16 protein-coding genes are annotated in these 12,125 nt (G+C 69.7%); 4 read left to right on the forward strand and 12 right to left on the reverse strand.

The window, feature by feature from the left end; all coding sequences use genetic code 11:
- Positions 1-254: 254 nt before the first annotated feature.
- On the forward strand, positions 255-1,397 hold the full coding sequence (gene mtnA / locus M878_RS75285; protein WP_031225764.1) for an S-methyl-5-thioribose-1-phosphate isomerase: 1,143 nt from the start codon (positions 255-257) through the stop codon (positions 1,395-1,397).
- Between the two features lie 87 nt (positions 1,398-1,484).
- Here the strand turns inward: mtnA and M878_RS75290 are convergent, their stop codons facing one another.
- The 12 genes from M878_RS75290 to M878_RS75340 form a co-directional block, all read right to left on the reverse strand.
- On the reverse strand, positions 1,485-2,693 hold the full coding sequence (locus M878_RS75290; protein ID WP_023550053.1) for a site-specific integrase: 1,209 nt from the start codon (positions 2,691-2,693) through the stop codon (positions 1,485-1,487).
- On the reverse strand, positions 2,693-2,881 hold the full coding sequence (locus tag M878_RS75295; RefSeq protein WP_023550054.1) for a helix-turn-helix transcriptional regulator: 189 nt from the start codon (positions 2,879-2,881) through the stop codon (positions 2,693-2,695). The genes M878_RS75290 and M878_RS75295 overlap by 1 nt, the downstream gene beginning before the upstream one ends.
- Positions 2,878-4,362: a zinc finger-like domain-containing protein gene (locus M878_RS75300; protein ID WP_023550055.1), complete on the reverse strand. Its 1,485-nt coding sequence runs from the start codon at positions 4,360-4,362 to the stop codon at positions 2,878-2,880. The genes M878_RS75295 and M878_RS75300 overlap by 4 nt, the downstream gene beginning before the upstream one ends.
- Positions 4,359-4,556: a hypothetical protein gene (locus M878_RS75305; RefSeq protein WP_023550056.1), complete on the reverse strand. Its 198-nt coding sequence runs from the start codon at positions 4,554-4,556 to the stop codon at positions 4,359-4,361. Before M878_RS75305 ends, M878_RS75300 begins: the two co-directional genes overlap by 4 nt.
- A gap of 5 nt (positions 4,557-4,561) precedes the next feature.
- Positions 4,562-4,744: a hypothetical protein gene (locus M878_RS75310; protein ID WP_023550057.1), complete on the reverse strand. Its 183-nt coding sequence runs from the start codon at positions 4,742-4,744 to the stop codon at positions 4,562-4,564.
- Positions 4,745-4,836: 92 nt separating this feature from the next.
- Positions 4,837-5,022 (reverse strand): hypothetical protein, encoded by a 186-nt coding sequence (locus M878_RS75315; protein WP_023550058.1) that lies wholly within the window; start codon positions 5,020-5,022, stop codon positions 4,837-4,839.
- A 1-nt stretch (position 5,023) separates the two neighbouring features.
- Positions 5,024-5,335 carry a hypothetical protein gene (locus M878_RS75320; RefSeq protein ID WP_023550059.1) on the reverse strand — a complete coding sequence of 104 codons (312 nt, stop codon included), beginning with the start codon at positions 5,333-5,335 and terminating at the stop codon, positions 5,024-5,026.
- A 19-nt stretch (positions 5,336-5,354) separates the two neighbouring features.
- Entirely contained in the window at positions 5,355-5,540 is a 186-nt protein-coding gene (locus tag M878_RS75325) for a mobile element transfer protein (RefSeq protein WP_023550060.1), read from the reverse strand.
- A gap of 19 nt (positions 5,541-5,559) precedes the next feature.
- Complete coding sequence (locus M878_RS75330; protein WP_023550061.1) at positions 5,560-6,192, reverse strand: DUF2637 domain-containing protein; 633 nt, start codon at positions 6,190-6,192, stop codon at positions 5,560-5,562.
- Between the two features lie 73 nt (positions 6,193-6,265).
- Positions 6,266-6,433: a hypothetical protein gene (locus M878_RS98450; RefSeq protein ID WP_023550062.1), complete on the reverse strand. Its 168-nt coding sequence runs from the start codon at positions 6,431-6,433 to the stop codon at positions 6,266-6,268.
- A gap of 82 nt (positions 6,434-6,515) precedes the next feature.
- Positions 6,516-7,850 carry an FtsK/SpoIIIE domain-containing protein gene (locus M878_RS75335; RefSeq protein WP_023550063.1) on the reverse strand — a complete coding sequence of 445 codons (1,335 nt, stop codon included), beginning with the start codon at positions 7,848-7,850 and terminating at the stop codon, positions 6,516-6,518.
- A gap of 2 nt (positions 7,851-7,852) precedes the next feature.
- Positions 7,853-8,185: an SCO3933 family regulatory protein gene (locus M878_RS75340; protein ID WP_023550064.1), complete on the reverse strand. Its 333-nt coding sequence runs from the start codon at positions 8,183-8,185 to the stop codon at positions 7,853-7,855.
- Positions 8,186-8,375: 190 nt separating this feature from the next.
- Here M878_RS75340 and M878_RS75345 point away from each other — a divergent pair, with 190 nt between their 5' ends.
- From M878_RS75345 to mtrB, 3 genes are all read left to right on the forward strand, one after another.
- Complete coding sequence (locus M878_RS75345) at positions 8,376-9,134, forward strand: GntR family transcriptional regulator (protein WP_023550065.1); 759 nt, start codon at positions 8,376-8,378, stop codon at positions 9,132-9,134.
- Between the two features lie 603 nt (positions 9,135-9,737).
- The gene (mtrA, locus tag M878_RS75350; protein ID WP_191870552.1) at positions 9,738-10,427 is read left to right on the forward strand and encodes a two-component system response regulator MtrA; all 690 of its coding nucleotides are present in this window, start codon (positions 9,738-9,740) and stop codon (positions 10,425-10,427) included.
- A 1-nt stretch (position 10,428) separates the two neighbouring features.
- A partial coding sequence (gene mtrB / locus M878_RS75355) for an MtrAB system histidine kinase MtrB (RefSeq protein ID WP_031225767.1) occupies positions 10,429-12,125 on the forward strand: 1,697 nt, incomplete at its 3' end.

Raw genomic sequence — 12,125 nt, forward strand, 5'->3', positions numbered from 1 at the left:
GGGCGCGCTGTCGCCGGGGTGGTCGGCGGGCTCGGCGGGGCCGGACGCGCCGGGTTCCCGCCCCTCGTTCGACGGGGCGGATCCGGGCGAGGCCCAGCCCGGAGTGTCTGTCATCGAAGCTCCTTCTCGGTGCCCTTCCGCGGACGCGGCGGCAGGTTGGCAGCCATCGTGCCATGGGGTGGTCACCGGGGGACCGGCCGCGGTGGGCGCTGGATGCCTTCAATTGTCCGCCGGATCCGGGGCAGACTGACCGCATGGCTGATCAGCAGGCGCGAACCGACCGGGACAAGCGGTCGACCGAGATACCCACGATCCGATGGGAGGAACCACCTGAAGGCCCTGTGCTGGTCCTTCTCGATCAGACGCGGCTCCCGGCCGAGGAGGTCGAGTTGGTGTGCACCGACGCGCCGGCGCTGGTGGAGGCGATCCGTTCGCTCGCCGTGCGCGGGGCGCCGGTGCTCGGGATCGCCGGGGCGTACGGCGTCGCGCTCGCCGCCGTACGCGGCTTCGACGTGGCCGATGCGGCACGTGCGCTCGAGAGCGCCCGGCCCACCGCGGTGAACCTGTCCGTCGGTGTGCGCCGGGCCGAGGCCGCACACCAGGCCGCGCTGGCGAAGACCGGCGATGCCACCGAGGCGGCCGCGGCGGCTCTGGCCGCGGCGCGGTCGCTGCACCGGCAGGACGCCGAGGCCAGCGCCCGGATGGCGGCCCACGGTCTGGCGCTCCTGGACGAGTTGATGCCCGGTGGCGGGCACCGCATCCTCACCCACTGCAACACCGGTTCGCTGGTGTCGGGCGGTGAGGGCACGGCCTTCGCGGTGGCCCTCGCCGCGCACCGTGAGGGGCGGCTGCGGAGGCTGTGGGTGGACGAAACGCGTCCGTTGCTGCAAGGTGCTCGCCTGACGGCGTACGAAGCGGCCCGCAGTGGCATGGCGTACACCTTGCTCACCGACAACGCGGCCGGTTCCCTGTTCGCGGCGGGCGAGGTGGACGCGGTGCTCATCGGGGCGGACCGGATCGCGGCCGACGGCTCGGTGGCGAACAAGGTGGGGAGCTATCCGCTCGCGGTGCTGGCGCGATACCACCATGTGCCGTTCATCGTGGTGGCGCCGGTGACGACGGTCGATCCGGACACCCCCGACGGGGCGTCCATCGAGGTCGAGCAGCGACCCGGCTTTGAGGTGACCGAGGTCACAGCACCCCAGGTGCCGGTGACGGGAGCAGGAGGCGGGATTCCGGTGGCACCCCTGGGGACCCAGGCGTACAACCCGGCGTTCGATGTGACGCCGCCCGAGCTGGTGACGGCCATCGTCACCGAGGAGGGAGCCGTTTCACCCGTGACGGCCGAGGCTCTTGCGGAGCTGTGTGCCAGGTCACGCCAGGTAACGATTAGCTAATGGGATGATGTCGGCTCGATCGACGGAAACGGCCCCTCCACCTGCGACGATCCGCAGACAAAGGGGCCGTGACATCCAACGGCGACATCAACGAGGTTTGGCATCCGGTCGAGTGGCCTCTAGCTCCCGGATCCGACCCGGCTGCCGAAGCAGACGATCGAGCTGTCCCACGGCCTCAATCACATCGGGGTCCAGGGCTTCAGCGTAGATGTCCATCGTGGTGGCGATCCGGCTATGCCGCAGGATGGCCTTGACGATCCTCGGGTGCACCTTGAGGTGGACCAGGAGGGTGCCGCAGGACTTCCGCAGTCCCTTCGGGTTCATCTTGTCGAGGCCCTCGGCCGTGATTACGCGCTGCATGGTCAGGTACAGGTTCGAGGCCAGGAGCGGGTAACCGGTCCGCGAGATGAAGACGTGTCCGTCAGGGTCGTCGAACCACGGTCGGCCGTTGCTGATCGCACGCTCACGCAGCATGGCTGTACGCATCCGGGTCCAGCGCAGAGGCGCGATGCACTGAGCCGGGAGTGGCAGGGGAGCCTTCGAGGTCTCGGTCTTGGGATCGAGGTCGATCGTGCCCGCGCTGGAGCGCTGCCGTTGCTGCTCCACCCACAGGACCCGGTTGTCCAGGTCGATGTTCTCCCAGCGCAGGCCGCACACCTCAGCGCGCCGGAGGCCGAGCAAGCAGAGCAGCAGGAAGGCTGGGTAGTAGACCGTCAGCCGACGAGCAGCCGCGAGGAAGCGGAGCACAGTCACGGCGTCCCAGCTCTTGCCGCTGTCGGTGGTGGCCCGGACGTGCACGAGCTTGGCCACGTTTCGGGTAAGGCCGATGTCTTCAACCATCGCGGCCGTGAGCGCCGCCGAGAGGACCCGAAGGGCCTGCCGAGCAGTCTTGGCCCCCTTGGCCTCCGCGAGCCGCTGCATGACCCCGCGAAGCTCCGCCACGCCCAGCTTGACCATGACCTTGGAGCCCAGGAGCTGGCGTAGGTGGTTCCGCACGCCCTGTTCGTAGGTCTCGTAGCTCTTCGGCTTCAGATTCGGCTTGACGATCACCTCCAGCCAGTAGTCGAACCAGTCGCCCAAGCTCATGTCCCGAGTCGGAGTCGGGATGCCGCCGTTGGCGCGGTCGAGGAGATCACGGCGCTTCTGGTCGCACTCGTCGTATGTCTTGCCATAGGCGAACTTCCGCTTCACGGTGCCGTCTGGCTGCGGGACGTACACCGCTGCCTGGTAGCGGCCGTCAGCCCGCTTCGTGACCGTGCCCGAGCCGTTCGGATTCCGCTTTCGCTGACGTGCCATCAGGCCGCATCCTCCAGTCGCGCACGGATGTAGTCCTGAACAGCGCTATCCGGTATCCGTCGGCAACGCCCCTCCGTTATCGAGACGAGGCGCTTCTCTCGGATCAGGTCGTAGACCTTTGAGCGGCTGTACTTGAGCCGGGCCATGACCTCCGGCACGGTGAGCAACTCGGGGACGGCGGTGGTCATGCGACGGCTCCTTCCAGGTCGAGCAGGGCGGGTAGTTCTTCGCGTGCTGTCTCGCGGTTGTGCTGGATGTCGCGGCGGATGTTGGCGGCGAGCCAGGATTCGCCGGGGGCGTGGCCGTGTCCGGCGTAGGTCCAGTGGGCGAGGGTGAGCGTGGTGGCCTCCGTCTCTTCGTCGGGGTCGGGCAGGCCGAGGGCGGCGCGTTGCTGGGCGGCGCGGTAGTCGGCGCGGACCTGGCGGAGGGCGCCCAGGGTGGTCGAGTACTGGCGGGACTTGGTGGAGAAGTGGCCCCGGAAGCCGAGCATGTGAGCCCAGCGGGCCAGGTGGCGTTCGGGGTAGAGGGGCTGGAGGTCGATGCACGCTGTCATCAGGCGCCGGGCGTGTTCGGAGATCTCCAGGCGGGCGAGGTCTTCGCCGAGGCCGGTGCCGTGGCAGCGGGTGCACTGGCTGAGCGCTGATCCGGGGCGGTCGTACACGGTGGAACGGCCGGTGCCCCGGCATGTGCGGCAGTGAACCGGGGCGTCGGCGGCGCCGGAGATCTCGGCGGCTTTGGTGGCGTACTTGGCGACGTAGGAGGCGACGGCTTGTTCGGTGATCTCGGAGCCTTCGCCGAAGGACTGGATCGGGCGCACGTCGAGCTGGGTGCCCCAGGTGAGCGTGCGGGCGGGCTGGTCTCCGGCCGGGTCGATATTGACGGCGACGCGGGTGGCTGCGGCGTGGATGGCGTCGGTGAGCAGGTCGAGGGTGGCCCAGGCCGGGGGCGGGCTGTCGGGTCCTTTGCGGCCGTCGAAGCGGATCACGGCATGGAAGTGGACGGCTCCGCGTTTCTGGTACTCGGCGACCTTGCCGAAGGAGACGCGGGACTGTGCGTGGGCTTCCTTCTGGGTGAGGCCAGCGCGGCGGGCGATCTCGCGGCGCAGGTAGATCGTGAAGTAACGCCATAGCTCGGGGGCGTGGTTGTTCCACAGCACCGCCCCCGTGTAGTCGTACGACTCGGGATCGAGGGGGGTGCCGAGTTCGGGTGCGTCTTCGCTGTGGCGGGTGCCGCAGCGGCAGGGCCGGTTGCCGGGCCGGTTGTGGACCGGGCCGAACGAGGGGGCGGTGAGGGTGGCGAAGACGCGGGGGTGGTCCCGGATCGTTTCGGGGGTGCCCTTGGCAGGGTCGCCGACGAGGCCTGCGCGGATGAGGTGGTAGGTGTCTCCGGCGTAGGTCCAGGCGCAGGAGGGGCAGCGGGAGGCGCGGCGGTTGCCGCAGGCGACACGGAGCCGGGCGCCGGGCTCGCCGTCCGTTGAGTAGGCATGCAGAGCCTGTCCCGTGGAGGCGTCGCGGGTGACGGTGGAGCCCATGAGGTGGATCGGGTCGGAGCAGCCGCCGGTGCGGCGGATCTGTTCCTGGAGGCGGTCGAAGCCGGTGGACCCGGCCAGCCTCAGCAGATCGTTGAGGGTGGCCGGGTCCAGGCCCGCCATGGTGGCGGCGTCGGTCACTTCGTGCCCCCCTTGGTGTGGGCGGAGCCGTGGTTGGCCTCCCAGCCCTGGACCAGGCGGTGGACTTGGGCGTCACCGGTGGCGGTGGCGCTGGCGCCGCAGTGGCACACGGCGGACCCGGTAGCCGGGGCGTTGGGCGATGACTTGCTGATGTGCAGGCCGGGGCGGTCCGGTGTCGGGGTCAGGTCGGTCATGGCAGCTACCTCCCAGCCCGGATGAGGGCGGGGGCAGGGAGGCTGCGGCCGCTGCCCTTGCAGGCCGGGCAGGTGACGGTGAGCGTCTTACGGGTGCCGTCGGTGTTGCGGGTGCCGGTGGTGATCGCGGCGGTGGAGAAGCCGTCGCAGTCACGGCAGACGGGTATGTTCAGGGCGCGCTGAGGCATGATGGGGCTTCCCTTTCGGGTCCGTTGGATCAGGAAGAGGTGGAGCCGTCCGGGGCGGCGGATCTTTGGCGAGAGAGCCGCCCCGGAGGGCGTTACTGGATCTGGCCGTCGCGCGTACGACCGGCGTTGAAGATGCGCTTGTCCTCGCGCGTGGCGGTGCCGTTCTCCAGCCGCTCGCGGATCTCGGCCATGAGCTTGTTGGCCTCGCGCTTGGCCTGCCGATACTCGCGTTCCTGCTTGTCGTAGTCGATCGGGGGACGCTTGCTGAAGATGCCCATGTCAGTGACCTTTCTGCTGGTTGAGGAGGGAGCGGAGGACGACGGCGACCACGGCAACGGACATGCCGGTGATGGCGACCGCCAGGAGCAGGGAGACCAGGACCGCGCCGACGACGAGGACCACGGCACCGCCACCGGCGGCCAGGGCGAGCGCGCTGCCGGGGGTGAGCTGGACGGTGGGCCGGTTCGAGACCGGGGCCACGGGGGCGACCGGGGCCGGGGCCGCCTGAGCGGGGGCCGGGGTGGCGGTCTGCGGCTGGATGACGGTCGGGGGTGGTGCGGTATCCGGGGGCGGGTACTTCGGGGTGAACACGAGCGGATCTCCTCTCGGATCAGACGGTGCCGCGGTGGGTGCGTGCGGCGAGTTCGGCAGCCGAGCGGTCACCGTGGTCGGTGGAGAAGCCGCACTTCGGGGCGGTGCAGGCGGCGGCGTGCCGGATCTGACCACGGCCGTTGTTGTACGAGCCGACCTGAACGGGCCCGATGCTGATCACGTCGTAGAAGCGGTTCGGGCGCACGGTTGAACCTCCTTGAATGTCAGGCGAGTTGGGCGGCGATGGCCCCGGCGAGGTCGTCAGGGACACCGAGCCGGGCGCGCAGGGTGGCGGTGTCGATGTCCATGCCGGTGCGGGTGCGGTGGTCGGCGGCGACCTTGCGGGCGTGGTCGACCAGCGCGGGAGGCACGAGCGGGGCCGTCTCCGGCTGAGCCTCAGCGGTCTCCGGGGTGCTGATCTGCTCCGGCTCCGGGTCGGGTACGGGGGCCGCGGCTGCGGGCGCCGGCGGAACCGGCACCCGGTCGTCGGCCGGGCTGGGTGAGGGCGAGTGGGCAAGCAGGGTGCCGCCCAGGAAGGCGAGTGCGGGCCATCCGGCGATACCGAGCCGGAGCAGCGCGGGCGGGTTCGCCAGATCGAGGAATCCGGCGGTGGCCACGTTCGCGCCGAGCGAGGCAACCAGGGCGACGAGGAACCAGCACCAGGCCAGCCGGGACCGCTGCACCCGCAACCGGCGCCAGGCGGCGACCAGGAGCAGGTCAACCGAGACGGGGTAGGCCCAGGCCTTCCAGCCGGACTGTCCGGCCGCAGCGGCAAGGTCGTGCAGGTGGGCGAAGGACAGCGCTCCAGCGATCACGGCCTGGATCAGGACGGCATCCGGGCGGATCGAGCGGACCATGGTCTTCACCTCCTTCAAAGAGTTGGGCCAGGCCAGGCGGTCTGTGGTCGGCCGCCCGGTCCCGGCAGCGGGGCTAGTCGGCGGGGGCTTCGCCGGAGCCGAAGCAGTTCAGGCAGAAGCCCGACTGTTCGCCGACCGCGCGATGCTTGCGGCCGACCCGGACCGTGCGAGAGACCTCTCCGGAGCCCTTGCAGACCGGGCACTGAGTCACCTTGGGCTTTGCGGTCTTGCGCGGAGCCATGACGATCTCCTCTCGGTTTTCGGCATGGGGCGGGTAGGGATCTGGCGCGATGCGGTCACGCCGACCGGGAGTGCAGGGGGTGTTACTCGGTGACCGGGAGCGGCTTGACCAGCGGCACCGGCGCCGGGGCGGGGCGGGCGGTCGGCCGGAAGGGGGCCAGGAACGGCAGGTCCGGGGTGAGGTCGGCGAACTGGCGGCACACGGCCACCACGTCCTCAGAGGAGGACTCCGGGGTGCGGATGCGGGACCAGCCGCCGGAGGTGTCACCGGCCACTGCCACACCGGGGCGGTCCGGTGCGATCGTGGTCACGGCCATCACGGCATCCGGAGCGATGTCACCCAAGCCCATCTCGGCCGTCTGCTTGTCGTTGACCCGGTGCACCACACGCCCGGTGAGCTGAGCCCGCAGCGCGGTCGCGCCCCTGCCCAGGTCGGAGCCGAAGCGCTGCCCGCACACCTCCAGGAAGATGCCGACCGCGCGGGCCATCTGACCCAGCCTGACCATCTGCATGACCGAGCGGTCCCGACGCTCCTCCTCCTTCTTCGAGGTCACCAGGAACAGCTCAGCGACCTCATCCACCAGGACGACCAGGGGCACCGGCCGCGCATCGTCCGGGAGCTCCCACAGATCAGACGCCCCGTGCTTGGCAAGCAGATCGAAACGGTCTTCCATCTCGGCCACGAGGACATCCAGCAGTCGGGCAGCGTCGTCCGGGGTGATGACCAAGGCGGACAGACGAGGCGCGTAGCGGGTCTGCTCGACACCGCGCTTGCAGTCGATACCGACCAGGCCGACCGGCAGCCGGGCAAGCCCCTTGATCAGGTTGCGCTGATACATGGACTTGCCGGACTGATTCGCCCCGAGCGTCAGCGCGTGCGGCACCTTGCGGTAGTCCCGCTCGAACACCGACCCGTCTTCCCGCAGCGCCACCGGCACCACCAGGTCACGGGACTGCGCCGAGCGAGGCAGCCGGACCCGCCTGAGCACGTCGTAGCCGGTCATCCGCAGCTCGATGCAACCCGGCTTGGTCTCGGCGACGGTCACGGACCGCACACCCCAGGCATGGCGCAGCCGCTCCGAGGACGCGGCCACATCCGCCGGTTCCAGTCCGGCTGGAAGCCGTAGGGAAACCCGCAGGCCGGTCGACGTACCCCGCACCCGGCGGACCTTCGGCGGCACCGGACGGACCTCGCGGCGGGCAACGTTGCGGGTCATGAAGGCCCGCAGGCTGGACGGCTGTACCGTCAGCCCGCACACTTCCATCGTGGATCGGTACGTCCAGGTGAACCGGCCCCAGGTGGCCGGGAAACCGATCAGCGACCAGTACACGCGCGGGGCGCGGACCTTCGCGTAACCGAGCCCGCCAGCACCGGCAGCAACGCTGCCCAGCTCAAGCCACGGCGTGACGTCGGCCATGATCAGGCCCCCAGCGGAGTGACCGCCACCGCGCGGAACGAGATGCCGTGACGCTTCTGGCCGTTGAACTCCTTCTCCCAGTCACGCGCCTTCAGCCCAGTCACGGCCACCGGCGTACCCGGCTGAAGCCCCTCGGGGAGACCGGTCTCCGGAACGGTCACCTGGTAGAGGTTCCCCTCTCCCTCGTCCGAGACCAGCAGGCCCACGGTCGACATGTCCGCGCCGGTCTCCCGGTCCACGGCCCGCTCACCGGTCTTCTTGTTGACCATCTTGGGTTCCGGGGCGGTCGCCACGAATACCACAGCAGTCGAAAGATCGATCTTGAAAGACGGCATGAGCACATCCCTCGTTCTGGGAGGCCGCCTGACGCAACCTCTCTAGACATCTCCAGGAAAGCACGTGTCTAGAGAGGTCGTCAAGGGAGATGTCTAGAGACGTTGTTTCGCGAAGGATTGCGGCTACACGCACTGAGCGGGTGCCCCACCCATGGCCTAGGCTGTCTAGAGAAGAGAGGAGGGCTCCGGAATGGCCAACACCGACGACGACCGTCGGCCGAAGTATCAGCGGATCGCGGACTCCCTACGTGAGGCGATCCAGTCGGGCGAGTACGGTCCCGGTGATCGGCTTCCGGGAGAGAACGACCTGATGGCCGAGCATGGCGTAGCCCGCATGACGGCTCGCCAGGCCCTGGGTGTGCTCAAGGACGAAGGGGTCGCCGAGTCCCGCAAGGGCGCAGGCGTGTTCGTGCGCGACTTCCGCCCCCTGAGGCGTCGAGGCATCCAACGGCTCTCGCAGGAGCAGTGGGGTAGCGGCCGGTCGATCTGGGCCGCCGACATCGAGGACCGCTCGTTGGTGGTGGACCAGGTGACGGTGTCGGAGGAGGCGCCGCTGGAGCGCGTCAAGTTGGTTCTGGAGCTGGCCGACGAGGACAGCGTGTGTGTGAGGCGCCGACGGTTCGTCCTGGATGGGAAGCCCGTTCTGCTCGCGACGAGCTATCTGCCAACGTCGGTGGTCGCAGGCTCCGCAATCACCCAGGAGGACACGGGCCCCGGCGGCACCTACGCCAGGCTTGCCGAACTCGGATACAAGCCAGTGCACTTCCGCGAAGAGATCCGGTCACGCATGCCCTCGAAGGATGAGGCGGGACAGTTGAGCATCTCCGCAGGAACACCGGTCATTCTCATCTGCCGGACCGCGTTCGCGGACGAAGGACGCCCCGTAGAGATCAACGAGATGACGCTCGATGCCGCCTCGTACATCCTTGAGTACGACTTCGACGCGTAGCCCTGCGCAGGCTGTTACAGGTTTCTCTACCTCATCAAGCCCCGGCTGCGCTCCGCTCCGCCGGGCGCGCTCCCGGCTCCGCTGCGGGCGCCGCTCCTGCCTCCGGCCCGCTCCGCCCGCACTGCGCCGACGCGCGCCCACTGGTGGATAGGGCCGGTGGCCATGAGTCGATCACCGCAGAACGCGGCCAGGGTCAGAACAGTGCCTCCGGCGGGGGATCGGCCGACACCGGGATGGAGGGGGCGCCGCCGCCGACTGCGGGTCCGTCGTGGTGGATGCTGGGGGCTCCCATCCCGCACACCATCGACCCAGGCAGAGCCGAGCAGACGCGGCCCCTGGCGTCCAGGTCGTTCGTACAGTGGCGCGCTCCACCTGGACGCCAGGAACCACGCCTGCTCCACAGAGTGTGGGTCGACGGCGTACGGGATGGGAGCTGGGGCGCGTGGTGGGTAAGGGTGTGGGGCTGGTGTCGGCGGACGAGCTGACATCCGTCACTGACATCAACATCGGCAGACAGGGGCAGACAGTGACGGCCCGGTACGACTAAGGTCACCGGCCAGTGACCTCCCTCACCAGGGCACCTGTCACTGTTATGAGAATGGGATGATGTCGTTTATGAAGGGACGAGTCCTTGTCGTCGACGACGACACCGCACTGGCCGAGATGCTCGGCATTGTGCTGCGTGGTGAAGGTTTTGAGCCGTCTTTCGTAGCCGACGGCGACAAGGCGCTGGCCGCTTTCAGGGAGACCAAGCCCGATCTGGTGCTGCTCGACCTGATGCTGCCCGGACGGGACGGCATCGAGGTGTGCCGGCTGATCCGGGCCGAGTCCGGGGTGCCGATCGTGATGCTCACGGCGAAGAGCGACACCGTCGACGTGGTCGTGGGCCTGGAGTCGGGCGCCGACGACTACATCGTCAAGCCGTTCAAGCCGAAGGAGCTGGTCGCCCGGATCCGCGCGCGGCTGCGCAGGTCGGAGGAGCCGGCACCGGAGCAGCTGACCATCGGTGACCTGGTCATCGACGTGGCCGGGCACTCGGTGAAGCGGGACGGGCAGTCGATCGCACTGACCCCGCTGGAGTTCGACCTGCTGGTCGCGCTGGCCCGCAAGCCGTGGCAGGTGTTCACGCGTGAGGTGCTGCTCGAGCAGGTGTGGGGCTACCGGCACGCTGCCGACACGCGGCTCGTCAACGTGCATGTCCAGCGGCTGCGTTCCAAGGTCGAGAAGGACCCGGAGCGGCCGGAGATCGTGGTGACCGTCCGTGGTGTCGGTTACAAGGCCGGGCCGAGCTGACATGTCCGGGGACAGCGCCGCTTCGGCTCCCGGCCGGTCCGGGGCCCGTCCGGGGCGGGCTGTCGGCCGGACTACGGGTGCGCGGTTCAGGAGTCTTTTTGAGGGCGGGCTGCTTGAGGGCGGGGTCCAGGGCAGCCCGGTCCTCAGGCTGTTCCTGCGCTGGGTGCGCCGTCCGCTGCTGCCGGTGATGCGGCTGTGGCGGCGCAACATCCAGCTGAGGGTCGTCGCCACGACGCTGGTGATGTCGCTGGGCGTCGTCCTGCTGCTGGGCTTCGTCGTGATCGGGCAGGTGCGCAACGGCCTGCTGGACGCGAAGGTGAGGGCCTCGCAGAGCCAGGCCACGGGCGGTTTCGCGGTGGCCAAGCAGAGGGCCGACGAGGCGGCCAGCGGCGCCGCCACCGGTGGGGCCGCCGGGACCGGTACCGCGGACGGCACGTCGACCACGGACGGCCGCCAGTCGCAGAACGTCATCCAGTGGATGAGCGACCTCGTGGAGTCGCTGTCCAGCGGCGGCGCGGGCGCCTTCGACGTCGTCACGCTGCCCGTCGGTGACGACAGCGGTGGCGGGCGCAGCCCGCGTGGCTCCGGGTACGTCAACCCGACCTCCAGCGTGCCCGCCGATCTGCGCGAGCGGGTCAACAGCGGCACGACGGCCGCGCAGAGCTACACCCGGATCGTCTACTCCAACGGCAAGGACTCGCAGCCGGCGCTGGTCATCGGCAAGCAGGTCAACGACCCCAACGGGCGGCCGTACGAGCTGTACTACCTCTTCCCGCTCACGCAGGAGGAGAAGTCCCTCAGCCTGGTCAAGGGCACGCTGGCGACCGCCGGGCTGTTCGTCGTCGTCCTGCTCGGTGCCATCGCCTGGCTGGTGGTGCGCCAGGTCGTCACGCCGGTGCGGATGGCGGCCGGGATCGCGGAGCGGTTGTCCGCCGGGCGGCTGCAGGAGCGGATGAAGGTCACCGGCGAGGACGACATCGCGCGCCTGGGCGAGGCCTTCAACAAGATGGCGCAGAACCTCCAGGTGAAGATCCAGCAGTTGGAGGACCTGTCGCGGATGCAGCGCCGGTTCGTCTCGGACGTCTCACACGAGCTGCGTACGCCCCTGACGACCGTCCGGATGGCCGCCGACGTCATCCATGAGGCGCGCGAGGACTTCGACCCGGTGACCGCGCGGTCCGCCGAGCTGCTCGCCGACCAGCTGGACCGGTTCGAGTCGCTGCTCGCGGACCTGCTGGAGATCAGCCGGTTCGACGCGGGCGCGGCAGCCCTGGAGGCAGAGCCGATAGACCTCAGGGAGGTCGTCCGGCGTGTGGTCAGCGGTGCCGAGCCGCTCGCGGAGCGCAAGGGCACGCGCATACGCGTGGTCGGCGATCAGCAGCCCGTCGTCGCCGAGGCCGATGCCCGGCGCGTGGAGCGCGTACTGCGCAACCTCGTCGTCAACGCCGTCGAGCACGGCGAGGGCAAGGACGTCGTCGTCAAGCTCGCCGCGGCGGGCGGCGCGGTCGCCGTCGCGGTGCGCGACTACGGCGTGGGACTCAAGCCGGGCGAGGCGACGCGTGTGTTCAGCCGCTTCTGGCGGGCGGACCCGGCACGCGCGCGTACCACCGGCGGTACGGGCCTCGGGCTGTCGATCGCCCTGGAGGACGCGCGGCTGCACGGCGGCTGGCTGCAGGCCTGGGGTGAGCCGGGCGGTGG

Origin of the sequence: Streptomyces roseochromogenus subsp. oscitans DS 12.976 (assembly GCF_000497445.1) — a bacterium.
In the GTDB taxonomy this organism is placed as follows: Bacteria; Actinomycetota; Actinomycetes; order Streptomycetales; family Streptomycetaceae; genus Streptomyces; species Streptomyces oscitans.

Coding starts and splice junctions, on each gene's coding strand:
- mtnA (WP_031225764.1), top strand. CDS start 255: ATGGCTGATCAGCAGGCGCGAACCGACCGGGACAAGCGGTCGACCGAG.
- M878_RS75290 (WP_023550053.1), bottom strand. CDS start 2,693: ATGGCACGTCAGCGAAAGCGGAATCCGAACGGCTCGGGCACGGTCACG.
- M878_RS75295 (WP_023550054.1), bottom strand. CDS start 2,881: ATGACCACCGCCGTCCCCGAGTTGCTCACCGTGCCGGAGGTCATGGCC.
- M878_RS75305 (WP_023550056.1), bottom strand. CDS start 4,556: ATGACCGACCTGACCCCGACACCGGACCGCCCCGGCCTGCACATCAGC.
- M878_RS75310 (WP_023550057.1), bottom strand. CDS start 4,744: ATGCCTCAGCGCGCCCTGAACATACCCGTCTGCCGTGACTGCGACGGC.
- M878_RS75315 (WP_023550058.1), bottom strand. CDS start 5,022: ATGGGCATCTTCAGCAAGCGTCCCCCGATCGACTACGACAAGCAGGAA.
- M878_RS75330 (WP_023550061.1), bottom strand. CDS start 6,192: ATGGTCCGCTCGATCCGCCCGGATGCCGTCCTGATCCAGGCCGTGATC.
- M878_RS98450 (WP_023550062.1), bottom strand. CDS start 6,433: ATGGCTCCGCGCAAGACCGCAAAGCCCAAGGTGACTCAGTGCCCGGTC.
- M878_RS75335 (WP_023550063.1), bottom strand. CDS start 7,850: ATGGCCGACGTCACGCCGTGGCTTGAGCTGGGCAGCGTTGCTGCCGGT.
- M878_RS75340 (WP_023550064.1), bottom strand. CDS start 8,185: ATGCCGTCTTTCAAGATCGATCTTTCGACTGCTGTGGTATTCGTGGCG.
- M878_RS75345 (WP_023550065.1), top strand. CDS start 8,376: ATGGCCAACACCGACGACGACCGTCGGCCGAAGTATCAGCGGATCGCG.
- mtrA (WP_191870552.1), top strand. CDS start 9,738: ATGATGTCGTTTATGAAGGGACGAGTCCTTGTCGTCGACGACGACACC.